Consider the following 20,981-nt stretch of genomic DNA (forward strand, 5'->3'; position numbering starts at 1 on the left):
GCTGCAACGTTGATGTGACAGCATGGGCACGACTATAACACTATTAATAAATCGCTTCAATAGTTTTTGGCTAACGATTCCCATAGTTTTTTTCAACCGCGCCGATAGTGTGACGCGCAAGAAGCGTGCGCGAACGCGTCACGCCGTCGCACGCGCCTTGCCGGCGCCGGGGAATTCGAGCGTGACTTCGAGGCCCGCTTCGGGGCTGCGGTTGCGCAGGCGCAGCGCGCCGCGATAGCGGCCGACGAGGCGCAGCACGATCGCCATGCCGAGCCCCGTGCCGTCCGCCTTGGTGCGCGCCGTGTCGACGCGGTAGAACGGCCGCATCACGAGCGGCAACTGGTCCTCGGGGATGCCCGGGCCCTCGTCGCTCACCGACAGCTCGACGCGCGCGTGCGTCACGCGCGTCTCGAGCGTGATGCGCGACACACCGTCGTCGCGGCTCTGGCCGTATTTGCGCGCGTTCTCGACGAGGTTGCCGATCACGCGGCGCATGTCGGTCTCGTCGGCTTCGATCACGGCGGTCGGCGCGAGCCGCGTGCGGATCTCGACGCCGTCCTCGCCCGACACGCGCGCGGCGACTTCGTGCGCGATCGACGACAGGTCGACCGGCTCCGGCTTGCGCTGGGTCGGACGCGCGTAGTCGATGAAGGCCGCGATGATGCGGTCCATCTGCTCGATGTCGTCGACCATCGCGTCCTTGGTCGCCTGGTCGGACGGGCTCATCTCGGTCTCGAGCCGCAGCCGCGCGAGCGGCGTGCGCAGGTCGTGCGAGATGCCCGCGAGCATCAGCGCGCGGTCGGCCTCGAGCTGTTCGAGGTCGCGCACCATCTGGTTGAAGCTGCGGTTGGTGTCGGCCGCGACGCCCATCCCGCGCTCGGGCAGCAGCTCGGGCGTCTGGCCCGAGCCGATCTGCCGCGCGGCGAGCGCGAGCCGCGAGAACGGCCGGTTCACGAGGCTCGTGATGAACGCCGAGCCGAACAGCGACAGCGCGAGCGCGAACAGGCCCCAGCCGGCCCACTGCAGGCCCGTGACGCTGTCGAGCTGGTCGCGGTCGAGCGCGACCCAGTAATCGTCGTCGTCGATCTTGAAGCTGATCCACACGCCCGGGATGTCGTTGACCGACTGCGCGATCACGGTATCGTCGCCGAGCCGGCTGCGGATGTCGTGTTCGATCAGGCGGTTCAGCGATTCGTCGGGCTGCAGCTTGAACTTGTCGGTCTTTTCGCGCGGGTACACGCGCACGCCCTCGTTGCTCTCGAGATCCTGCAGCAGCGCGCGCCGCAGATCGGGATCGGAATAGAGCAGGGCGGTGCGCGTGAGCTTCACGATCGCGACGAGCTGGAGCGCGACGCGCTGCGCGCGCGGCTCGCGCTCGATCACGCGAAAGCTCTGGAACCACGCGGCGAGACTGACCGAGATCAGCAGCGCGATCAGCAGGAAGGTGCGCCAGAACAGCCCGCCGAACGCGAGCTGCAGGAGGCGCCGGTCGATACGCATGGGACGGGCCGTGGACGGGCGAAACCGGAAAGAGAAAAGATCAGGCGGCGCCGTCCGGAATGAACACGTAGCCGAGGCCCCAGACGGTCTGGATGAAACGCGGGCTGCCCGGATCCGGTTCGATCAGCTTGCGCAGGCGCGAGATCTGCACGTCGAGGCTGCGGTCGAACACTTCGTATTCACGGCCGCGCGCGAGCTCCATCAGCTTTTCGCGCGACAGCGGCTGGCGCGGATGGCGCGCGAACACCTTCAGCACCGAGAATTCGCCGGTCGTCAGCGGAATTTCCTGGCCCGACTTCGTCAGCGTGCGCGTCGCGAGGTTCAGCGAGAACTCGCCGAACTCGAACACCTCGGTGGTTTCCGACGGTGCGCCAGGCAGTTCGGCCGGCGCCTGGCGGCGCAGCACCGCGTGAATGCGCGCGACGAGTTCGCGCGGGTTGAACGGTTTCGGCAGGTAGTCGTCGGCGCCCATCTCGAGGCCGACGATGCGGTCGACGTCCTCGCCCTTCGCGGTGAGCATGATGATCGGCGTGCGGTCGTTGCTGCCGCGCAGGCGGCGGCAGATCGACAGGCCGTCTTCACCCGGCAGCATCAGGTCGAGCACCAGCAGGTCGAAGCGCTCGCGCACCCAGAGCTTGTTCATCGCGGTCGCGTTCTCCGCGACGTACACGTTGAAACCCTGCTCGCCGAGATAGCGGCGCAGCAGATCGCGCAGGCGCGGGTCGTCGTCGACGACGAGAATCTTGGAGGGGTTTTTCGTTTCCATGAGCGGCATCTTATCGCGAATGGGAAATCACGCACGGTCGCGTATTTTCGCGCGTTACAGTCCGTTACAAAATTTACCCGTAGTGTCGCGCGGAGTAAAGGCAGGCTATAGAGATTCCTTTACTCGAAGCTGAAATTCGGTAGATACTCCCCTGCACTCCATCTTTCATCTTTGTACACCCGAATTCCGCAGGGTTTTTCAAGTACCAGAGGTAACCGGTTGCCGCGTGACGAAGGGAACAAATCGACCAAAGAAGCGAGGACGGTCATGCGATCTGCCCGGATTGCACTGATGCTGACGATCGCACTTGCCGGTCCATATGCGTCGAACTTCGCGTATGCGCAGCGCCCCGAGCAGGGCGCCTCGTCGCGCAAGCTGCCGCGCGGCAAAGCGCCGCAGCCCGACCGCGCCGCCGACACGGCGGTCCGTTCCGCCGTGCCTCCCGATCTCGATCAGCACCGTCGCGACGGGCACATGACGCCCGAGGAGCGCCACCTGCTGCGCCAGCACATCGAGGACGCCGTTCGCGAGCTGTACAAGCGCTGACACGCACGCGCGTTCGCACGGCGCGGAAAGATTCCGTAGCAATTTTTCGGTCAACTTTCGGATGCGTGCCGCCGTTGAACCGGCATCCGCACCGCCGGTGCGCTCCGGGAGTCCACGACGATGAAAGCGAACGCTGCCGCCCCGGCGCCGTCGCCTGCCATGCAGTCGCCGCTCGATGCCGACGACGCACTGTTTTTCCTCAGCCGCACCGGGTTCTCTCCCGCGCCCGCCGACGTCGCGCGCGTCGTCGGCATGACGCGCGCGCAGGTCGTGGCCGACACGCTCGACAGCGTGCGGCGCGAGCCCGTGACGACGTGGCCCGACTGGATCGCCGAGCTGCCGCCGACGCGCGCGCAGCGTCAGGCGCTGACGCCCGACATGCGCCGCGACGAGCAGCGCGAGCGCAATGTCCGCTACGATGCGCTGCGCGCCGCCTGGGTCAACGAGATGATCGTCACGCCGTCGCCGCTCACCGAGCGCATGACGCTGTTCTGGCACGGGCACTTCACGTCCGGGCAGGACAAGGTCCCGTATCCGCAGACGATGGCCGCGCAGAATGCATTGTTTCGGCGCGAGGCGCTCGGCAACTTCGGCACGCTGCTGCATGCGGTCGCGAAGGATCCGGCGATGCTCCAGTATCTCGACGGCGCGAGCAACCGCAAGGGCCGCCCGAACGAGAATTTCGCGCGCGAGGTGATGGAGCTGTTCACGCTCGGCGAAGGGCATTACTCGCAGCGGGACGTGACCGAAGCCGCGCGCGCGATGACCGGCTGGAGCGTCGATCCCGATACGCTGCGCTTCGAGGTGCGGCCCGACTGGCACGACGCGGGCGACAAGACGATCCTCGGCGAGACCGGCGCGTTCGACGGCGACGGGTTTCTCGACATCCTGTTGAAGCGGCCCGAGACGGCAAGCTTCATCGCCGGCAAGCTGTGGCACGAATTCGTGTCCGATACGCCCGACGCCGGCGCGCTCGATGCCGTGGCCGAGCGGTTTCGCGCCAGCGGCTACGACATACGCGCGGCGCTCGCCGCGCTCTGGTCGACCGACGCGTTCTGGGATCCGCGCAATCGCGGCGTGCTCGTGAAGTCGCCGGCCGAGTTCGTCGTCGGGTCGGTGCGGCTGTTCGACGTCGCGTACGGCGATCCGCAGACGCTCGCGAACACCGTGCGCACGCTCGGGCAGAACCTGTTCTATCCGCCGAACGTGAAGGGCTGGCCGGGCGGCGCGATGTGGATCAACAGCACCACGCTGCTGGCGCGCAAGCAGTTCGTCGAGCAGTTGTTCCGCGCGACCGAGACGGCCGGCATGCGCTCGCCCGCGCATGCGATGGCGCCGCCGTCGCCGAATGCGCGGGCGCAGGCGATACCGGTTGCGGACGCCGCGTCGGTTGCCGGCATGCGCGGCGCGCTGGTCAAACTCGCGCGCGGCGGCCTGCGATTCGACCTCGAACGCTGGCTCGCGCAGTATCGTGCGCGGCCGCAGGCGATTGCGGGATTGTCGACCGAGCTCCAGCTGCAGCATGCGGTGCTGCCGGTGTCGCCGGTCGCGGCGATCGATACGGACTCGACCGGCAGCGCGTATCTCGAGGCGCTACTGATGGATCCGGCCTATCAACTGAAATGACTGAAACGACCGAAACGACGACGAACAGGCACGCTGCCGCGGTGGCCATGCCGCACGGCGAGCCGAAGGATGCACGATGAACCGACGTGATTTTCTGACGCTGACGGGCGCCGCGGCCGCGGCGGGCGTGTCGTTGTGGCAGCCGCCCGCGCAGGCGGCATCGATGGTCGCGGTCAGGCGCCAGCCGGCGACCGGTTATGCGAACGTGCTGATCCTCGTCGAACTGAAGGGCGGCAACGACGGCCTCAACACGGTGGTGCCCTATGCGGATCCGCTCTACTACCAGTTCCGCCGCAGCATCGGCATCAAGCGCGACCAGGTGCTGCAGCTCGACGCGCAGACGGGGCTGCACCCGTCGCTCGCGCCGTTGATGCCGCTGTGGCGCGACGGACAGGTCGCGATCGTGCAGGGCGTCGGTTATCCGCAGCCGAACCTGTCGCATTTCCGCTCGATCGAGATCTGGGACACCGCGTCGCGCTCGGACCAGTACCTGCACGAAGGCTGGCTCACGCGCACGTTCGCGCAGGCGCCGGTGCCGCCCGGCTTCGCGGCGGACGGCGTCGTGCTCGGCAGTGCGGAGATGGGACCGCTCGCGAACGGCGCGCGCGCGATCGCGCTCGTCAATCCCGCGCAGTTCATCCGCGCGGCGCGGTTGGCCGAACCGTCGTCGCTGCGCGAACGGAACCCGGCGCTCGCGCACATCATCGAGGTCGAGAACGACATCGTGAAGGCGGCCGACCGGCTGCGCCCGCGCGGCGGGATGCGCGAGTTCAGGACGGCCTTTCCGGCCGGTACGTTCGGGACCTCGGTGAAGACCGCGATGCAGGTGCTCGCGGCATGCGAGGCGTCCGGGCCCGGCGCGCAGGACGGCGTCGCGGTGCTGCGGCTCACGCTCAACGGTTTCGATACGCACCAGAACCAGCCGGGGCAGCAGGCGGCGCTGCTCAGGCAGTTCGCGGAAGGGATGAGTGCGATGCGCGGCGCGCTGGTCGAGCTCGGGCGCTGGAACCAGACGCTCGTGATGACGTATGCGGAATTCGGGCGGCGCGTGCGCGAGAACCAGAGCAACGGCACCGATCACGGTACCGCCGCGCCGCATTTCGTGATGGGCGGCCGCGTGGCCGGCGGGCTGTACGGCGCGACGCCGGCACTCGGGCATCTCGACGGCAACGGCAACCTGCCGGTCGCCGTCGATTTCCGCCAGCTCTATGCGACCGTGCTCGGGCCGTGGTGGGGGCTCGATGCGACGCACGTGCTGCAGCAGCGCTTCGAGACGCTGCCGCTGCTGAAGGTGTGAGGCGGTCGTGCGTGACGGGGCGGATCAGCGGCCGCGTGCGGCGCGCCACGCGATCCACAGCTTGCGGATCGGCGTCAGCGCGATACGCTGGTGCAGCACCTGGTAGCCGTCGCGCTCGATTTCGTCGAGCAGCGCGCCGGCCAGTGCGATCTGCGCACGCAGCGTGCGTTGCGCGCGGCGTTCGGACGCGGGGATCGCCGCGTCGGCGGCGGCGAGCGCTTCGCGCGCGCGGGCCGTCTGAAACTGCAGCAGCTCGCTGAAGGCCGGGCTGTAGCGGCGATTCAGCAGGTCGGCGGCGGTCACGTTGTAGCGTTGCAGTTCGTCGATCGGCAGATAGATGCGGCCGTGGCGCGCATCGTTGCCGAGTTCCTGCACGAATTGCGCGAGCATCAGCGCGTGGCCGGCCTGCGCGGCCCACGGTTGCGGTTCGGCCGGATTCGCGGCGCTTGCGCGCGCGACCAGCGACGCAAAGGTGCCGCCGACCTGCGCGATGTAGCGCTGCAGGTTCGCGAAATCCAGGTAACGCGCCTGTTCCAGATCCATCCCGTAACCGTTGACGAGCGTGCGCAGCGCGTTGGTTTCTGCGCCGATCGCCGGGTGGTGCTGCGCGAGCGCCTTCGTGACCGGGTGCGACGGTTCGCCGGCGGCGAGCGCCGCGAGTTCCTTGTGCCACCACGCGAGTTTCGTGTGTCCGACGGTCGGATCGCTGGTTTCCTTGACGGTTTCCTCGAGTTCGCGGCGCAGCGCGAACAGGGCCGTCAGGCGCGGTGCGGCGGCGAGCGGCGCCTGGCGCAGCGCGTAGTAGACGCTGGAGCCCGCGGGGGCGGCCTTTTGCTGACAGTAGTCGTCGAAGTTCACGGGTGGGGTCGTGGCGGAGGCGGGTTCGGGGGGGCGCGTGCCGGCGCGTGGCCGGCACGTCGAGCGCGGCATTCTAGCACCGCTGTCCGACGGGCGCCGGCGGGGCGAGACAATGCTGCGCGGATCGGGTAGAATCTCGCGCTCGCCTGATCGGGCGTGCCGGTTTTCGGGTTTTCGGGCCGGCATGACGCCCGGGCGCGTGGAGCACGCTTCTTGCGTGCCGCGCGGTCAGGCGACAGGAATGCGCGTGAGTGGCGAAATTGGTAGACGCACCAGGTTTAGGTCCTGACGCCCGCAAGGGTGTGCCGGTTCGAGTCCGGCCTCACGCACCACATATACTCCCAAGCAATCCCATGTTTGGCCAAAAAGCCCCGTCAGTCAAGCACTTACGGGGTTTTTTGTTGCCAGCGTTGCCCAGCGTTTCCCATTGACACCCACGGAACCCGGGGGCATCGTAGGGGGCAGTTTTCTCCGATCAGGGGCATCGAAATGCCCCCGCGCTCAAAATGCCCCTTACCGATGTCGCTGTTCGTGCGGCCAAGCCCCGCGAAAAATCCTACAAGCTTGCCGACGGCCAAGGCATGTACCTCGAGGTCATGCCGACCGGCTCGAAATACTGGCGACTGAAGTATCGCATCGACGGCAAGGAGAAACGGATGGCCCTAGGGGTCTATCCGGCTGTCACCTTGCTGGCTGCTCGGAAGGCCCGCGACGAGATCAAAGAACAGCTCCGTGGCGGCCTCGATCCCTCACACGAAAAGAAGCGCGTGAAGGCTCAGCGCAGCCTGGACCGCGCGAACTCGTTCGAGCCGATCGCACGGGAGTGGCATGAGCAGAAGAAGGGCGCTTGGAGCGAGCGTCACGCTGACCGGATCATGAAGCTGCTCGAGCGCGAACTGTTTCCGGTGCTCGGCGCACGGCCGATCGCCGAGATCACAGCGCCCGAGTTGCTCGCAGTGATTCGAAAGATTGAAGCGCGCGACGCGATCGAACTAGCGCACAAGGCGATCCAGGCAACGAGTCAGATCTTTCGGTACGCGATTGCCACCGGCCGGGCGGAGCGCGACCCAGTCCCGGATCTCCGCGGCGCGCTGAAGACCCGTACCGTCGTGCACATGAGGCGCGTGAGCGAAGCCGAGCTGCCGGAGCTCATGCAGAAGATCAGCGCGTACGACGGCGACTTTCAGACGCGCCTGGCGCTGCATTTCATGGCGTTGACGTTCGTCCGTACGAGCGAGCTCCGGTTCGCTGAGTGGACAGAGATCGACGAGAAGAAGAAGGAGTGGCGCATCCCGCCCGAGAAGATGAAGATGCGCACGCCCCACATCGTGCCGCTGTCGAAGCAGGCGCTCGAGGTGATCGCGAAACTGCGGGAGTTGAACGGCCAAGGTCAGTTTCTGTTCCCGAGCCGGTCAAGCTCCAAGAAGCCGATGAGCGAGAACACGATCTTGTACGCGCTGTACCGGATGGGCTACCACTCACGGATGACGGGGCACGGCTTTCGCGGCCTCGCGTCGACCATCCTCAACGAGCACAACTTCAACCGGGACTGGATCGAGCGCCAGCTGGCTCACAGCGAGCGCGACGGCGTTCGGGCGGCTTACAACCACGCCGAGTACCTGCCCGAGCGCCGGAAGATGATGCAGTGGTGGGGCGACTATCTCGAGGGGCATCACTGCCGCGAGACGTCAGAACAGATCGCGGCTCAGCTTTGATCGGGCGAGCCAGATGGCACCTCGGAAGCGTACAATCACGCCGAAAATCTGCCATAGCGTCGCAAGTTGATGTAATGGTGGGGAGACGACTTGATACGTGCATCATCCTAACAATCGAAGACCACACGTATGGCAGAAAATTCACAAGTAAAGGCGGTCATGGCTTTTGCCGGCCACGCCACCGCAGGCGCAGTAATTTTCGTAATTCTGGCCCTTTTATCGTTTCTCCTCGAGAAGTTCATCCACCTTCTTGAGATGTGGGGGGCAGACGGATTCCTTGTAACCGCTCTCACGGGGTTAGAGTATGTGCTACTCGGTGCTGACGGACTCTCCCTGATATTCTTCGTCTATAGTGCAGTGAAAGCCGCCTACAAGGAGATGCAAAAATGAGGCAAGCGGTGAAAGTATTTGTTGACGCGGTAAAGGAGACGCCGCGGCTGTACTTTGCTCCCCTTGTGGCTGCTATAAACGCTGTAGGGCGCGTTGAGCGCGAGATGGTAACGAAGGGAGAGCAAGGTTCGGGTCGCACACGCATTTCTATGAGAGCAACCGGCTTGGGCAAGATGAAGCTCGAGTCCGCTCGAAAGGGCTTCGCCAAAAAGTTGCGCACAGGAAAGACCGCGAAAAAGAGGGCTTTGAAGCACGCTAAGCGCTGAGATTTCTTGCTTCGTCGGATTTCGTGATGCCCTGTGCGTGATCGCCGGCAATGTTTCAGTGGTTGTTCCCCCGCCCATTCAATCGCTCTGGAAGACCTGCTCTCCGTATTCGCGCTCGAAATGGCCCCGCCCCGAACGGGGCTTTTCATTTTGTGCTCCCCCAACGACCAGTCCTAGTGCCAATCGCTCTATGCGAACTGGCTCCAATCAGTGCTACGATCGCCGCGGTGCGAAATTTCACAATTCACTTGATCGAATAGGAAACCAACGCATGAGTTGGCACCTCGGGGACTGGTTGTCTTTTTCACAAGCTGCTGCGTCGACTGCGGCGATCGTGGGAGCATTTGGCGTGGTCTTCTGTCAGCATTCTCTCGAACAGAGGCGTCGCCGACGAGATGAGCGCACAGGCGCTTGGCGAGTACTCCGGGTCACTTCAATGCTTGCGAGAGGTGCAAAAGATCGTGCTGAGGGTATAGGAAGCACGCGCTCTCGGGAAGATTTTGATGAGACCCCCAAGATGAGGGTTTGGCAGAAACAGACTATGTCAGAAATCCTAAGCGAACTTGAGGCAATCCCGTTGTCAAGCATTCCTACCATGGAGGCGATGGAGTATTTCATTAAGGTCAAGCGACTAGTTCGAGAGGCCCTAGTCGAGATCGATAGATGTCCGATCCCAACATCGAACATGGAATGCGGAGGTGCCTATGGCAGACCGTGGATTCGATTTCGAAATGAGCTCGATGAGGCCACACATGTGCTCGAATGGCAAACAAAGCAGTTCGGAAGCGGAAGGCGCGAACCTCGGGTTTCATACGAGATCACCGATTTCTGAACAAGGAGCAATATTCCTCCAGTACCTGTACGGCGAGACGTTATCGGGCTCCAATCGCTATCGCATCCCCGCCCGCTGCATCTCCTCGCGCAGCAGATGCATCAGGCGGTGCAACTGTCCCTGTGCGCCAGCAAGATCGCCTTTGTTCGCGACGTTCGTATCGGTATAGTCGTACCACTCCTCGATGCGCTCGAGTGACTTCCTGAGCGCGCGGATCTCGAGGATCAGCCATCGCACCTGAAGGTCGGTGTACTGGCGCCATAGCGCGCGCAGTTCGTCCTCGGTCGGCGCGTCAAATTCCGGCACCGCCGGCCGCAGCTTGAACCGCGGATCTGTGAGCGGGACGCGGTTGCGGTCGATCCTGGTCGCTTCGATTGGCATGGATGTGACTAGGGCACTCGACCTTGGATCCTTGTCGAGCCAAAACTCAAATTCACGTTTCGTGAGCTCGATCGGGGTCCTCAGGCGGTTCTTGTCGCCCTGGAATCCGTACTCCCAAATGTAGGCCCACTGTGGCTTGATCACGGCATAAATGCTGTATAAAAACACAGTATATTTCGAGATAAGCTACCGTGGTCAAGACCGAAATTGGGGGAGACGGGCGATGTGCACGAACTACGTGGCGCCGGGCGAGGATCCGGGCCTCAGTGAGCTGCGGATCGACAGCTTCGTCGACCTGTACCGCTGGACGCCCTGGAAGCCGGAGATCTACCAGGACTATGACGCGCCTATCGTCGCGAGCATCGACGGACAGTTCAAACCGCTGATCGCAGGCTTCGGCTTTTGGCCGCGGGCGCTACAGAAGGCGAACGTCGAGAAGGCGAAGGAGCAGGGCCGCAAGCCGCCGATCATCCGCAGCACGATGAATGTGCGCGACGACAACCTCGGCAAATCCCCCTTGTATGGACCGTCATGGCGCGCCGGCAAGCGATGCCTCATCCCCGCCAAATGGATCTACGAACCGAATTGGGAGACCGGCAAGCACGTCCGCTACAGGATTGGTCTCACCGGCTGGCGACCCTTGTGCGTCGCCGGCATCTGGCGGACGCTGCAGTATCCGGATGGCGCCGAGCATCACACCATGGCGATGATCACGGTGAACGCCGACGAGCACCCGATCATGAAGCATATGCACCGGCCGGGAGAGGAAAAACGGTCGGTCGTGATCCTGCGGCCCGACGATTGGGAGGAGTGGCTGACGACGTCAAACGTCGAGGCGGCGCGTGCGATGCTGCAGCTTTACCCGGCTGACGAGATGGCCGCCGAGCCATCGGCAATGAATGAAGGTACGTAGATATATCAAAAGGGAAATGCAAACGATGAGTGACGGGGAAGCAATACATGTCACGCTGAATCCCGACGGGGTCGGGCGGCCTGGCTTGTTGGCGGCGAGGGACGTCAGCGAAATTGTGCGCTTCGCCTTCAACGCAATGGAGCAGAGCGATTTGTCCACGCCTCCACCTATAGCAGGTGGGGCTATATCATATGACATGGGTTCCGGCCCGGAGTCTGCGGAGGAGCGACGCCGGTTATACGAGAACTGGATCCTTTCGAAGGGATTTACCGAACTAGCACGAGGCATCCGGGAGACGCTTGAGGAGGCGTACCGTTATACGCGGATAGTCGAATTACTACAAAGGCCGACTACAGTCGATGAATTAGTGAGCGAAGTAGCGCGAACGCGGCGGTGGGCTCAGCGGGAGCCGTTTCCTGCATTGATTGCCGCTGTAAGTGCGGCACTGACAGAACCGCTAAGTTTTTCTTCAGAGTTTGAATCGCTTCAGAAAGTGCGCAATTGCTTGGAACATCGAGCTGGGGTTGTCGGCGCGCAGGACATAGACCGTTCCGGATCGTTGGTGCTAAGCCTTCCGCGACTGAGACTCTTCTACTATCGCGAGACGGAGGAGGTTGAACTGGAAGTCGGTGCAAGGATTGAGACTGGTGACGATCGCGAGCACGTCGAAGTCTTCGCCGGAAGGGTGGCGCGAGAACGAGCGTATGCCGTCGGTGAACGGGTAACGTTCTCGGCCGACGATTTTCACGAGATCGCGTTTTCTTGTCACTTGTTTGTCTATGATCTCGTTAGTAAGCTCCCGCGGCTGCGAGCACACTAGCTATTCAGCGATCCACTTCCTCCCGTGGAATGTCTCGTACTCCTTGATAGCTGCGGCGCGCTGCTTGTCGATGTAGGCCGCTAGATCCATGATGTGTACGCCTAGCGTAGTCTTCTGCGAATGCTCCATTCGAACGACCGGTATCTTGATGTCTCCTCGATTGATTTTGCGAATGAGGACCTCCCGGCTAAGGTGTGGGAAGTAGTCTTTGCAGACAGTTTCGATCGGGACAATAGCGGTGGCGCCGTACTGTGCCATGAGTATGAACACCGTGTTCATGGCACTGAGGGGGCAATGGACGGTTGTGCGCCTGGCGGCAACATCTCGGAGATCGGTCGTGCCTCAGCCCACTCCTCAAGTTCCCTGACCAGCCAGCCGACGCGTTTCTTCGAAATGGCGCGAGGGGCCGGGAACTCCTTCGATGCGACCAGTTTTTGGATGATGGCCTTGGACAAGGATGTTGCCTCGGCCACTTGATGAACGTTCAAGAAGATCGGTTTCATTGTGACGATTGCTGGCGGGACCTTCTTTGCTATGGACATGGTATTAGTGGCCATCGATCATCCTTTGAATCTTCTGGGCGACCGGGTCGATGTACTCAGCCTCGGGAGTCACAAAATACCGGCGCCCGACCTTCTTCGGGAAGGGGCAGATCTTCCCGTTTTTCACCCAGCTTAGCAGCGTGTTGCGATGGGGCGCGTACTCGCCAAACGTTTGTTCCGCCCAGACTTGCAGCGGTATCAGCTTCGGCTTATGTTTCGTTGCCGCTGACGTCGGTGGCCGGGTCTTCGGAGCACTGTCGAGCGCTGCTTGAACTCTTCCTCGACCGTTCTCAATGTCGCGAGCGACTCTCTCGAATAGAGGCAGCTTACGAGTTTCCTTTTCCTCCTCCAACCATCGCAGGTACTCGGTAACGTTCAGCTCGAACTCACCGTCGCCTATTCGGCGAAAGTGTCGGCCACGCTGAAGTCGACCATTTAGCATCTGACTTCTGATCCGAGACAGGCTGCGGTTCATGATGCTCGCGGCGTCTTTCAGAGGCATCCATCGATCATCTTCTTGCTGCGTCATTGGCGCTTCCCAAGCTGTTGACCATATGTTCTCACCGTGGCGAACAGTTTACAAAATTCCCCTTGACCGAGGGTTTTCTCGGGGCTACTCTGGTTACATCGCTGAAACAACAGCGATCGGGTTTGGCGACCCGAGACGAAGGCGGACAAAACCGCCGCCCTAGGCGGTATTTTTTCGTCCGTTGTATCATTGCATCCATCCTCTATGGGCGGGCTGCAGTGGGGAGACCTTCGGGTCTGCCGGTTCCTTCGTTCCGGTTCGCCAACCTCGCTGTATGCCTGCCCACCACTCCGTTTGGCGACGGACAGGGCAGGTTCCTCAAACGAAGGAGCCATAATGTCTTCCAATGCATCCGCTCGTCCTGAGCAATCCACCGACATCCGCCAACTCCTCGATCAGATCGAGTCGATCGATTCGATGTGCCAGACGCAACTCGGGCAGATCAATGCAACGATCACGTCTACGCTTCGTGCGATGGAGTCGCAGGAGTTTTGGCGTAACCCGCTCGTCATCATGGAATCGCTAGGCTTGATGGAATATCTCGCCTCCGATTTGATGAACTTCGTCAACGTGTGCGCAGAAGAGGTTGGGAGCAATTTTGTCGATGAGATCGACGACGCGCGCAAAACCCGCATCCTCGCCGCATACCGCGCGGCTGCCAACGCGGGAGTTAATCATGGATAAGCGTCCATCTCTGACTGCAGATCGCTGGGTCGCTGTCGACGAACCGGAGTTCATTCGGGTAAGGACCGGCACAATAAACGAGATAGCACGTGCGTCCCGGGCTATCGCCGCGATCGGTCGCATTCTTCACAACTCGATCAGCGATGACGATGACGGGATAGAGATCGCCAGCTTGGACAACTGGACAAAGCAAAACTTGGCTGGTGCAGTCGAATGCCTGAGCGATTTTATATATGACTTCGTCGAAGACGCGGGGTACACGGGCCGGGCCGAGGCGCATGGTACTCGGGAGGATCGCCATGACTGACATCGTGACCATCGAAGCCGCCGCGGCGGTGATCCTAAGGATTTGCGTGGATGAAGTTGACGTGCGGACGAAGCTCGAGCGTATCTCGTACGCGGCTGCGATCATCCAACGGGAAGCGATTGTAGGTCTTGCTCAACTCAATTCGTCGACGGAGGTGGGGCATGGCTGAGATCATCCACATGCCGACGCGCCAACTTCGGAAAGGTCGACGCCGTGAGAAACCCATTCAGGGTGCCCCGTTGGCGGATGTCATCGATGACATTGATTTCCGCGCGGCCAGCAAGCCGACGTACGAGGAGATCAAGGCATCGCTCGATAAACTTGCGTATCACCTCATATGGGCGTCCAGAGCGGCGAAGGAGATATTCCCGGCATACGAATGATGCTGATTCGTCTTTGCGGTCTGTGATGACCGCGGTGCGAGGCAAAGGAGGACTCGATGAAATCGCTGTTTTTACTTATGGGTCAGTTCGACTGCAAATTGGTACTCTCGCTGGACGAAGTCTGCGAGGCGATCGGCTATGCGAAGCAGACTGCATACAATGAGATATGCGCCGGACGGTTCCCCATTCCTATGCAGAAGCGTGCGAATAAGTGGGTAGCGGATATTCGCGACGTTGCGCAATTTCTGGACGATGAGAGAATGGCGGCCCGAGTGAAATTCGACGAGCTACGGGTCTCCCTTTCCCGGAGTGCTGGGCAGTTCTGAAAATTGTTTCAACCGCGCCTAGCTCGACGGAGCGAACGCAGGGCTCCCTTACCCTGTTGGCGCGGTTCAATATAAGGCGCGCTGTCGGGGACGTAGATGAAGAAAGAAATCCAAGCTCTCAAACGCGATGCGTTGGATCGTGCTCGTAGAACTCCTATCACGCAGGCCGGATCTGTATTGGAGGGTCTGGCGACTGCTTGGGCGCAAGTGAGCGGGAACGACGGAGGAGAAGTGATTGAACGGTACTTCGGCCCTATGTGGAGAGACGAAGATACGAACGGCGACGCATTTCTCGACGAGTTCTACGAAGCTGCGAACAGAAAAGATCCGGACTTCCTCGGCCATGCAATGTTGCTGCTCATAATGATCTCCTGCGCATACTGCGTGCAGGCGATGAAAGCAGATAAGGATGGCCGTCGAGACGAAGCATGGTCTTACGTGGATGATGCCAGATACTGGCAAGCAATCGTCACGGCAACTTTCGCAGCTCAATCAGAGGGGCAGGAGAGCGTATCCGGACTTGCGAGAAAAGCTGCAGCTGCGCGCCATGCAGAGAATTACGCCATGAAGGCCGACGTCTTCAAGTGGTGCGACGACAACCTCAATCAGTATTCGAGCACCGACAGCGCGGCGAGTGCGGTGGCGGAAAAGATCGTACCGGCCAAATTTCGCACGGTTCAGAAATGGATTTCCGAATACAAGAAAGGCATACAGTCTGCGTGCAGATAGTATCGTTTGCTGCAAAATGAACTGCGTGCTCGTTGGATGCATTACAAAGCATCGAGACAGCACTTAGGATTAGCTCACCGTAACCAATATTCGACGATTTTAGGCGTTGCACGGAATTTTCCCGCTGCCTAACCTGAGATCGTCGAAAGTGCCAGGTGAGCGAGCGTGAAGAATACATCCCAGACGGCCGACTCCGGCCAACCGGCCGCGCCGGTCCTCCCGACGATCGGCCTGTCCAAATGGGCGCAGATCGCGCCCTTTATTCCGATGTGCCGTGAATCCTGGCGAAAGCTGGGGCTAGCCGGCAAGGCACCCCAGCCGATCCGCATGAGCCGTACGCACTCGTGCTACAGCAACGCCGAAGTGCACCGGTGGTTGGCGGATCCGCTCGGCTACCGAGTTGATACTGGCCTCGGCGAGGCTGCTTAAGTGGCCTTGCGAGAATCAAAAAATGGAACCGATCATAGAGGGCAGTGAACTGCCGAAGATCGCCGAGAACACCAACAAGCCGACACCCGGACTGTTCGTGAACATGGTGATCTTCGCGAACAAGGTCATCAAGGTGTATCCGGCATTCCGTGAACTCTACGGAATGGAGAAAGTGATCGAGCAGGTGGTCGCGACCGTCGAGATGTTCAAGAACACCACGGTCTGAATCGGCTCCGTGACAGTTTCAAGATCATCGAAAGCACCGGTGTTTCGACTACTTCCAAGGCTTTCGCCCAGTTCCAGAAAGGCGTTGGCGGCTTTATTGGGCGCGCTTGGAGCACGCCAAGACGGCCTCCTTAACCTACATACCTGCTCGGGGCCAGCGTTTGAAGAGAAGATAATTTATCGTGGTCTGTGAGGTTGCTTGATCCAGACCACTATCACTCACCTTGGTTGACGGCGCTCGCATGTGCCGGAAATAGCCGGGAAACCGAGTTAGATTATGTCTGTCGACTGCCAATCGATGGACGAAGAGGGAAGCCCCGCTTGGGGAGAGTTGAGGTAAGCCGAACCCTCCGGCAAACCGAACCGGCTTGGCCGCCGGCAGCTTTCCCCAAGCGGGGTTTTTATTTGTCCGTTTAGGAATCCTTAATGGATTGTGGGCAGAGGTGGTGAGCATGAATCGTGTTGAATCTGACGTCGTTTTAAGTAATCCCCCGTGTCAGGGTTATCGATCCGTTTCGCGGAGCCGGTGGTTTGTTCGTCCGGATCTTCGACTCTGGTCCATCAACTTGCTCGAGGAAACCGAATTGACGGGCCAGCGCCGACATGACGCCGAGCGCGAGGCTCGCATTTCGCAGATTGGCCGCTTGATTGATTCCGATGCCGCCACGCCACTCTGGCAGCGCGTATGCAAGCACGCGATGTACAGCGAGATCCGCCTCAGGAGCGACGACCAGCGGGTCGCGATGGAGTTGGCGATCCTGGAGTCGATGCGATGAGCGTTCAGGCGATGACATGGGCCATCGAGCAACAGGACATTCGAGACGCCACCGCGCGTCACGTGTTGCTCTGTTTGGCGAACTACGCCGACGCAGACGGCAAGGCGGCATTTCCCTCGACCTCGAGACTCGAATTGGACACGGGCCTTTCCGAGAGCACGATCCGTCGGAAACTGGATGTGCTGGAGGAGTTGGGGCTGATCAAGAAAGGCAACCAGGCGATCGTTGCGGCATACATTGATCGCGGTGATCGGCGCCCGGTTTGCTACGACATAGTGATGAAAAAACGGGGTGTCGCGGTGACACCCGGTGACGAACGGGGTGTCACGGTGACGCCAACGGGGTGTCACGGTGACGCCAACGGGGTGTCACTGACGAGCGGACGGGGTGTCACGGTGACACCCAATCCGTCCTTAACCATCAATAAACCGTCAAAGAACCGTTCTCGTTCGTGCGATTCGAAATTCGACGATGCATGGCGGCAGTATCCGAAACGTGAAGGCTCGAATTCGAAGCAGGCAGCTCAGCGGGCTTGGAACGCTCGGATCCGTGAAGGCGTCGATCCGGACGTGCTCGTCAGGGCAGTGGTCGCCTACGCTGCGGCGATGAAGGCTGCAGGGAACATCGGTACGCCGTACGTGAAGCAGGCGTCGACGTTCTTCGGTCGTGATCGGCACTTCGAGGAATTCGCGAAACCCCAGGCGGTCGACGGAGAACTCTTCGGTGGCGGCACGGCGGTTCCGTGGTGGAAGGCCGCGGGGTTCACGTACCAGTGGCAGGCAACCAACGCCGGCTGCAGCGAGCGCTCGGCGCACCTCTGGGCCAATGGGGTTCGGCAGGAGGCTGGGGCATGAACGCACGAGAACTCGCTGAGCTGATGGCGCAGAACGCGCAGGCCATCGCGGAGCACCTGCTGCCAAATGGCCGCAAGTCGGGCAAGGAATGGAAATCCGGCAGCACGGCGGGCGAGAAGGGACAGAGCCTGTCGGTATGCCTCGGCGGCGCCAAGCGGGGCGTGTGGAGGGATTTCGCAGGCGAAGACGGCGGGGATCTGCTCGACCTCTGGTGTGCATGCCGGTCGATGTCAGTCGCAGATGCAATGCGCGAGGCGAAGCAGTTCCTCGGCGTACGGGATGACATACCCAAACGGCAGGCACCGACGTACCAGCGTCCGGGCCGGCCGAAAGCCACGCGCCCGACCAGCTTGCTCGACGAATGGTTCGACGGTCGCGGCATTACGCCCGAAACCGTCAAGGCATTCCAGATCGCCGAGCAGACCAACGGGCCGAAGACGCACATCGTCTTCCCGTACCTCCGCGGCGGCGAGCTGATCAACGCCAAATACCGGAACATCGCGGACAAGAAGGACATGCGGCAGGAGGCCGGCGCTGAGCCGTGCCTGTTCGGCTGGAACCTGATCGACCCGGCCCAACGCGTCGTCGCGATCGCCGAGGGCGAGATCGATGCCATGACGTTGCACCAGGTCGGTATCCCGGCGCTGTCAGTCAACGCCGGTGCCGGCAACCACCAGTGGATCGACAGCGACTGGGAGCGGCTCGAGCGCTTCAGCGAGATCCTGCTCTGCTACGACAACGACGAAGCCGGCCGGAAGGGCGCTCAGGAGGTTGCAAACCGCCTCGGTATCGAGCGTTGCCGCGTCGTGTTCTTCGGCGAATCGAAGGACGCGAACGAATACCTGCTGTCCGGTGCTACGGCTGAGGATTTCCGCCGGTGCTGCGATCAGGCATCGGGCTTCGACCCGGACGAGCTCAAGTCGATCGAACGCTTCTGGTCGAACGTCAAATCGTTGTTCTATCCGGCGCACGAAGACGCGAATTTTCCATACCTGTCGTTCTGCGGTCGCAACGAACTCTGGTTCGAGTTCCGACCGGGCGAAGTGACGGTCTGGACGGGCATCAACGGGCATGGGAAGTCGCTGCTGCTTGGCCAGGTGCTCATCGGCCTGATGTGCCAAGGCGAGCGCGCGTGCGTCTTCTCGGGCGAGATGCGGCCGGAGATGCAGGGCAAGCGGCTCGCGAAGCAACTGGGCGGACTTGATCGGCCGGCGCCGGAGTATCTCGACCACATGGGCGCGTGGCTGCGCGATCGGATGTGGGTCTTCGATCTCGTCGGCGTCGCAGCGATCGAGCGGCTGGTGATGGTCTTCACCTACGGCTTTAAGCGCTACGGGATCCGCCACTTCGTGATCGACAGTCTGATGATGACCGACGTCCCGGAGGACGGCCACGGCGCCATGACGGCGCAGAAGGAAGCGATGCGTTTGCTCGCCAACTTCGCGCGCCAGTACAACGTCCACGTGCATCTCGTTGCTCACCCGCGCAAGGGCCAAGACGAAAAGCGCAGTCCCGGAAAGATGGACGTCGGCGGGAGCGGGAAGATCACGGACGCCGCGGACAACGTGTTTTCCGTGTGGTCGGCACAGAAGGACCACGACGACGAGAGCGTCGACGAACCGGACGCGTTCCTGACGCTACTGAAGGCACGGAACGGGGAAACGCAACGCCGGTCGCTCGCGCTGTTCTTTAACCGGGACTGCATGCAGTTCGGGCCGAGCGAGAGCCGCCGTCCCTACACCTATCTACCCTACAGCCGTTTCGGCGAGGAGCAGCCAGCATGAATGCAGAGCAATTGAAGCAGGATCTGAACTCGACGTTTACGAAGTTGAAAGTCGTCATCGACTATCCGTTCAGCTCGGAATTGACGGGCGTTGCAATCAAAGCGGACTCATCGATCTTGATGCCGGATGGGCTGCCATTCTTCGACGAGTACGAGTCGAGCGTCACACACGACGACGGTATCCATAGCGGATTCGCTGAATGGTTGAGGTCGCGTGGCTGGTACGTGGAACCGTACGGATACGGAGAATGGTGTGCGATACCTCTGCTCAGTGCGAATGAGATTGTGTTCTGGGCTGGCCAGCGGGAATTCATGAACACCGTTTTCCAAGGTCCCAAAGTTCCCGACGACTGCCCGTTCTGACAATCATGAAGCAGATCGAGCGTAACGGATCGGCGCAGCGATGCATCTGCGAACTGCTCGCGCGACGCGGTGCGATGACCATCAACGAGATCGCCGAGGTGCGGGGCATCCATCCGCGGGCGACGGCTCGTCAGCTCGATGCATTGGCCGCAGCTGGATTCGTTTCCGCGTCGGGCAGCCCCAAGCGCTATACGCGTACCAAGAAGCCGATCCCGGCCATTGTGCCGCTCGCGCCGAAGTCCGCGCGTATCGCGGAGAGCAGGCGGCGCGACGCGGAGCGTGTTTCGATGCCGTTCCGGATTCCGGCGCCGACGGAACTCGATCGGGTGATGCTGTCCTGGGTCGGAGTAGGGGCATGATCTCGCTGCGCAACCTGTCCAATCCGGACCTCGTTGGCCACCGCATCTGCGAGCTGCTCGAGCAGCAGGGCATGCTCACCCAAGCGAGTCTCGGTTTGCAGATCGGCGTGCCCCGGGGGACGATCTCGAAATACCTCACGGCCCTGACTGACGAGGGCTATACGTACATCGCCAACTCCATCTCCTACGCAAAATCGAGCGGGGCACGAGGGATCAGACGCGGCGTAATCCTGCTCTACGCTCGGACGAAAAAGCCGCTGCCCACTGTTCTCGAAGATCGGGACGAGGTCACTCCGGCCGAACTGCACCGGATCATGTGCGGGATCGTTCAGCGAGGGAAACAGATTTAACGTGGTCGCGTCTCCTTCACTACGGTGATTCGCCCGGCACGTCCGGGCATTCTTTTCTGGAATGCGCCTCGAATCCTCCATCTGCCCGCAATGCAAGCGCCTCTGGCGGCTGAACATCGTTGCCATGCTGCGTGAAGCGAAAGGGAAGAGATGGGTGTGTCGCGTCTGCCAGATCGCCAACGAAGCGGATGCCGCAAATAGGCAGCGCGGGATAGAAGAAACGTCCGACGGGGGCCCATTAGCCCAGGCCCGAACAACTGGTGTCGCGCCAGCTCGATAAACGTGGCTGAATGGCGGAGTAGCACCGCCAGGACCGACCGGAATGGCTGAACGCACCAAGGCGCAGCAGGTCGACCAAGCCGGATATACCCGCCGCGACCTAGCAACGCTTCTAAAAAAAGCGGGTGGGAGGTTGCGCTCGTTGCAGGCGGT

26 protein-coding genes, 1 tRNA gene and 1 pseudogene are annotated in these 20,981 nt (G+C 61.6%); 21 read left to right on the forward strand and 7 right to left on the reverse strand.

Translation table 11 applies throughout. From position 1 onward, the window contains the following. Positions 1 to 138 precede the first annotated feature (138 nt). Positions 139 to 1,500 (reverse strand): ATP-binding protein, encoded by a 1,362-nt coding sequence (locus DIE04_RS19065; RefSeq protein ID WP_044843721.1) that lies wholly within the window; start codon positions 1,498 to 1,500, stop codon positions 139 to 141. 40 nt (positions 1,501 to 1,540) lie between these two features. Then, on the reverse strand, positions 1,541 to 2,275 hold the full coding sequence (gene ompR / locus DIE04_RS19070) for a two-component system response regulator OmpR (RefSeq protein ID WP_004192636.1): 735 nt from the start codon (positions 2,273 to 2,275) through the stop codon (positions 1,541 to 1,543). Between the two features lie 258 nt (positions 2,276 to 2,533). Between ompR and DIE04_RS19075 the strand changes: the two genes are divergently transcribed. The 3 genes from DIE04_RS19075 (at position 2,534) to DIE04_RS19085 (ending at position 5,735) form a co-directional block, all read left to right on the forward strand. Continuing rightward, positions 2,534 to 2,812, forward strand: coding sequence for a hypothetical protein (locus tag DIE04_RS19075; protein ID WP_124486222.1), 279 nt, complete (start codon positions 2,534 to 2,536; stop codon positions 2,810 to 2,812). 120 nt (positions 2,813 to 2,932) lie between these two features. Beyond that, complete coding sequence (locus tag DIE04_RS19080; protein WP_124520049.1) at positions 2,933 to 4,438, forward strand: DUF1800 family protein; 1,506 nt, start codon at positions 2,933 to 2,935, stop codon at positions 4,436 to 4,438. Between the two features lie 76 nt (positions 4,439 to 4,514). Continuing rightward, positions 4,515 to 5,735 carry a DUF1501 domain-containing protein gene (locus tag DIE04_RS19085; protein ID WP_124486224.1) on the forward strand — a complete coding sequence of 407 codons (1,221 nt, stop codon included), beginning with the start codon at positions 4,515 to 4,517 and terminating at the stop codon, positions 5,733 to 5,735. A 24-nt stretch (positions 5,736 to 5,759) separates the two neighbouring features. Here the strand turns inward: DIE04_RS19085 and hpnD are convergent, their stop codons facing one another. Further along, entirely contained in the window at positions 5,760 to 6,593 is an 834-nt protein-coding gene (hpnD, locus tag DIE04_RS19090) for a presqualene diphosphate synthase HpnD (protein WP_124520051.1), read from the reverse strand. 245 nt (positions 6,594 to 6,838) lie between these two features. Here hpnD and DIE04_RS19095 point away from each other — a divergent pair. The 3 genes from DIE04_RS19095 (at position 6,839) to DIE04_RS19105 (ending at position 8,698) form a co-directional block, all read left to right on the forward strand. After that, a tRNA-Leu gene (locus DIE04_RS19095) sits at positions 6,839 to 6,925 on the forward strand. A gap of 174 nt (positions 6,926 to 7,099) precedes the next feature. Beyond that, entirely contained in the window at positions 7,100 to 8,308 is a 1,209-nt protein-coding gene (locus tag DIE04_RS19100; RefSeq protein ID WP_124573163.1) for a phage integrase central domain-containing protein, read from the forward strand. A gap of 129 nt (positions 8,309 to 8,437) precedes the next feature. Further along, on the forward strand, positions 8,438 to 8,698 hold the full coding sequence (locus DIE04_RS19105; protein WP_124573165.1) for a hypothetical protein: 261 nt from the start codon (positions 8,438 to 8,440) through the stop codon (positions 8,696 to 8,698). Positions 8,699 to 9,853: 1,155 nt separating this feature from the next. Here the strand turns inward: DIE04_RS19105 and DIE04_RS19110 are convergent. Next, positions 9,854 to 10,345 (reverse strand): hypothetical protein, encoded by a 492-nt coding sequence (locus DIE04_RS19110; RefSeq protein ID WP_124573167.1) that lies wholly within the window; start codon positions 10,343 to 10,345, stop codon positions 9,854 to 9,856. Between the two features lie 55 nt (positions 10,346 to 10,400). Between DIE04_RS19110 and DIE04_RS19115 the strand changes: the two genes are divergently transcribed. After that, positions 10,401 to 11,090 (forward strand): SOS response-associated peptidase family protein, encoded by a 690-nt coding sequence (locus DIE04_RS19115; protein WP_124573169.1) that lies wholly within the window; start codon positions 10,401 to 10,403, stop codon positions 11,088 to 11,090. A gap of 820 nt (positions 11,091 to 11,910) precedes the next feature. Here the strand turns inward: DIE04_RS19115 and DIE04_RS19120 are convergent. Genes DIE04_RS19120 through DIE04_RS19130 form a run of 3 tightly spaced genes read right to left on the reverse strand, consistent with a single transcriptional unit; the run spans position 11,911 to position 12,981 of the window. Then, positions 11,911 to 12,189 (reverse strand): pyocin activator PrtN family protein, encoded by a 279-nt coding sequence (locus tag DIE04_RS19120; protein WP_124573170.1) that lies wholly within the window; start codon positions 12,187 to 12,189, stop codon positions 11,911 to 11,913. Continuing rightward, positions 12,186 to 12,413 carry an AlpA family transcriptional regulator gene (locus DIE04_RS19125; RefSeq protein ID WP_124573251.1) on the reverse strand — a complete coding sequence of 76 codons (228 nt, stop codon included), beginning with the start codon at positions 12,411 to 12,413 and terminating at the stop codon, positions 12,186 to 12,188. The genes DIE04_RS19120 and DIE04_RS19125 overlap by 4 nt, the downstream gene beginning before the upstream one ends. A gap of 43 nt (positions 12,414 to 12,456) precedes the next feature. Then, complete coding sequence (locus DIE04_RS19130; protein ID WP_124573172.1) at positions 12,457 to 12,981, reverse strand: excisionase; 525 nt, start codon at positions 12,979 to 12,981, stop codon at positions 12,457 to 12,459. 336 nt (positions 12,982 to 13,317) lie between these two features. On the opposite strand from DIE04_RS19130, the gene DIE04_RS19135 reads away from it, so the two are divergent. The 14 genes and pseudogenes from DIE04_RS19135 (at position 13,318) to DIE04_RS19195 (ending at position 20,549) form a co-directional block, all read left to right on the forward strand. Continuing rightward, positions 13,318 to 13,665 (forward strand): hypothetical protein, encoded by a 348-nt coding sequence (locus DIE04_RS19135; RefSeq protein ID WP_124573174.1) that lies wholly within the window; start codon positions 13,318 to 13,320, stop codon positions 13,663 to 13,665. Continuing rightward, positions 13,658 to 13,972, forward strand: a complete 315-nt coding sequence (locus DIE04_RS19140; RefSeq protein ID WP_124573176.1) for a hypothetical protein — start codon at positions 13,658 to 13,660, stop codon at positions 13,970 to 13,972. Before DIE04_RS19135 ends, DIE04_RS19140 begins: the two co-directional genes overlap by 8 nt. Next, entirely contained in the window at positions 13,965 to 14,141 is a 177-nt protein-coding gene (locus DIE04_RS29805) for a hypothetical protein (protein WP_185500379.1), read from the forward strand. The genes DIE04_RS19140 and DIE04_RS29805 overlap by 8 nt, the downstream gene beginning before the upstream one ends. Then, positions 14,134 to 14,355 (forward strand): hypothetical protein, encoded by a 222-nt coding sequence (locus DIE04_RS19145; RefSeq protein WP_124573178.1) that lies wholly within the window; start codon positions 14,134 to 14,136, stop codon positions 14,353 to 14,355. Before DIE04_RS29805 ends, DIE04_RS19145 begins: the two co-directional genes overlap by 8 nt. Positions 14,356 to 14,411: 56 nt before the next feature. Continuing rightward, positions 14,412 to 14,681, forward strand: coding sequence for an AlpA family transcriptional regulator (locus DIE04_RS19150; protein ID WP_124573180.1), 270 nt, complete (start codon positions 14,412 to 14,414; stop codon positions 14,679 to 14,681). A gap of 96 nt (positions 14,682 to 14,777) precedes the next feature. Continuing rightward, positions 14,778 to 15,410 carry a hypothetical protein gene (locus tag DIE04_RS19155; RefSeq protein WP_124573182.1) on the forward strand — a complete coding sequence of 211 codons (633 nt, stop codon included), beginning with the start codon at positions 14,778 to 14,780 and terminating at the stop codon, positions 15,408 to 15,410. Positions 15,411 to 15,575: 165 nt separating this feature from the next. Further along, complete coding sequence (locus DIE04_RS30190) at positions 15,576 to 15,839, forward strand: AlpA family transcriptional regulator (RefSeq protein WP_260426913.1); 264 nt, start codon at positions 15,576 to 15,578, stop codon at positions 15,837 to 15,839. A 109-nt stretch (positions 15,840 to 15,948) separates the two neighbouring features. Next, positions 15,949 to 16,032: pseudogene (locus DIE04_RS30395) on the forward strand (hypothetical protein); the annotation flags it as partial. A gap of 598 nt (positions 16,033 to 16,630) precedes the next feature. Next, positions 16,631 to 16,840 carry a hypothetical protein gene (locus DIE04_RS19170; protein WP_124573186.1) on the forward strand — a complete coding sequence of 70 codons (210 nt, stop codon included), beginning with the start codon at positions 16,631 to 16,633 and terminating at the stop codon, positions 16,838 to 16,840. Beyond that, positions 16,837 to 17,694: a helix-turn-helix domain-containing protein gene (locus DIE04_RS29960; RefSeq protein WP_221621949.1), complete on the forward strand. Its 858-nt coding sequence runs from the start codon at positions 16,837 to 16,839 to the stop codon at positions 17,692 to 17,694. Before DIE04_RS19170 ends, DIE04_RS29960 begins: the two co-directional genes overlap by 4 nt. Further along, the gene (locus tag DIE04_RS19180) at positions 17,691 to 19,478 is read left to right on the forward strand and encodes a toprim domain-containing protein (RefSeq protein ID WP_124573187.1); all 1,788 of its coding nucleotides are present in this window, start codon (positions 17,691 to 17,693) and stop codon (positions 19,476 to 19,478) included. Before DIE04_RS29960 ends, DIE04_RS19180 begins: the two co-directional genes overlap by 4 nt. Next, positions 19,475 to 19,840 (forward strand): hypothetical protein, encoded by a 366-nt coding sequence (locus DIE04_RS19185; RefSeq protein ID WP_124573189.1) that lies wholly within the window; start codon positions 19,475 to 19,477, stop codon positions 19,838 to 19,840. Before DIE04_RS19180 ends, DIE04_RS19185 begins: the two co-directional genes overlap by 4 nt. Positions 19,841 to 19,845: 5 nt before the next feature. After that, positions 19,846 to 20,199, forward strand: coding sequence for a hypothetical protein (locus tag DIE04_RS19190; protein ID WP_124573191.1), 354 nt, complete (start codon positions 19,846 to 19,848; stop codon positions 20,197 to 20,199). Then, positions 20,196 to 20,549 (forward strand): hypothetical protein, encoded by a 354-nt coding sequence (locus DIE04_RS19195; protein WP_124573193.1) that lies wholly within the window; start codon positions 20,196 to 20,198, stop codon positions 20,547 to 20,549. Before DIE04_RS19190 ends, DIE04_RS19195 begins: the two co-directional genes overlap by 4 nt. Positions 20,550 to 20,981 lie beyond the last annotated feature (432 nt).

It is taken from the genome of Burkholderia sp. Bp8994 (assembly GCF_003853805.1).
In the GTDB taxonomy this organism is placed as follows: domain Bacteria; phylum Pseudomonadota; class Gammaproteobacteria; order Burkholderiales; family Burkholderiaceae; genus Burkholderia.

Excerpts from the sequence above, each read along its gene's own strand:
- DIE04_RS19155 (WP_124573182.1), top strand. The coding sequence starts at position 14,778 with ATGAAGAAAGAAATCCAAGCTCTCAAACGCGATGCGTTGGATCGTGCT.
- DIE04_RS19140 (WP_124573176.1), top strand. The coding sequence starts at position 13,658 with ATGGATAAGCGTCCATCTCTGACTGCAGATCGCTGGGTCGCTGTCGAC.
- DIE04_RS19075 (WP_124486222.1), top strand. The coding sequence starts at position 2,534 with ATGCGATCTGCCCGGATTGCACTGATGCTGACGATCGCACTTGCCGGT.
- DIE04_RS19180 (WP_124573187.1), top strand. The coding sequence starts at position 17,691 with ATGAACGCACGAGAACTCGCTGAGCTGATGGCGCAGAACGCGCAGGCC.
- DIE04_RS19065 (WP_044843721.1), bottom strand. The coding sequence starts at position 1,500 with ATGCGTATCGACCGGCGCCTCCTGCAGCTCGCGTTCGGCGGGCTGTTC.
- DIE04_RS19100 (WP_124573163.1), top strand. The coding sequence starts at position 7,100 with ATGCCCCTTACCGATGTCGCTGTTCGTGCGGCCAAGCCCCGCGAAAAA.
- DIE04_RS19190 (WP_124573191.1), top strand. The coding sequence starts at position 19,846 with ATGAAGCAGATCGAGCGTAACGGATCGGCGCAGCGATGCATCTGCGAA.
- DIE04_RS19185 (WP_124573189.1), top strand. The coding sequence starts at position 19,475 with ATGAATGCAGAGCAATTGAAGCAGGATCTGAACTCGACGTTTACGAAG.
- DIE04_RS19145 (WP_124573178.1), top strand. The coding sequence starts at position 14,134 with ATGGCTGAGATCATCCACATGCCGACGCGCCAACTTCGGAAAGGTCGA.
- DIE04_RS19135 (WP_124573174.1), top strand. The coding sequence starts at position 13,318 with ATGTCTTCCAATGCATCCGCTCGTCCTGAGCAATCCACCGACATCCGC.
- DIE04_RS19150 (WP_124573180.1), top strand. The coding sequence starts at position 14,412 with ATGAAATCGCTGTTTTTACTTATGGGTCAGTTCGACTGCAAATTGGTA.
- DIE04_RS19195 (WP_124573193.1), top strand. The coding sequence starts at position 20,196 with ATGATCTCGCTGCGCAACCTGTCCAATCCGGACCTCGTTGGCCACCGC.
- DIE04_RS19120 (WP_124573170.1), bottom strand. The coding sequence starts at position 12,189 with ATGAACACGGTGTTCATACTCATGGCACAGTACGGCGCCACCGCTATT.
- DIE04_RS19085 (WP_124486224.1), top strand. The coding sequence starts at position 4,515 with ATGAACCGACGTGATTTTCTGACGCTGACGGGCGCCGCGGCCGCGGCG.
- DIE04_RS19125 (WP_124573251.1), bottom strand. The coding sequence starts at position 12,413 with ATGAAACCGATCTTCTTGAACGTTCATCAAGTGGCCGAGGCAACATCC.
- DIE04_RS29805 (WP_185500379.1), top strand. The coding sequence starts at position 13,965 with ATGACTGACATCGTGACCATCGAAGCCGCCGCGGCGGTGATCCTAAGG.
- DIE04_RS19105 (WP_124573165.1), top strand. The coding sequence starts at position 8,438 with ATGGCAGAAAATTCACAAGTAAAGGCGGTCATGGCTTTTGCCGGCCAC.
- DIE04_RS19130 (WP_124573172.1), bottom strand. The coding sequence starts at position 12,981 with ATGACGCAGCAAGAAGATGATCGATGGATGCCTCTGAAAGACGCCGCG.
- DIE04_RS29960 (WP_221621949.1), top strand. The coding sequence starts at position 16,837 with ATGAGCGTTCAGGCGATGACATGGGCCATCGAGCAACAGGACATTCGA.
- ompR (WP_004192636.1), bottom strand. The coding sequence starts at position 2,275 with ATGCCGCTCATGGAAACGAAAAACCCCTCCAAGATTCTCGTCGTCGAC.
- DIE04_RS19115 (WP_124573169.1), top strand. The coding sequence starts at position 10,401 with ATGTGCACGAACTACGTGGCGCCGGGCGAGGATCCGGGCCTCAGTGAG.
- DIE04_RS19080 (WP_124520049.1), top strand. The coding sequence starts at position 2,933 with ATGAAAGCGAACGCTGCCGCCCCGGCGCCGTCGCCTGCCATGCAGTCG.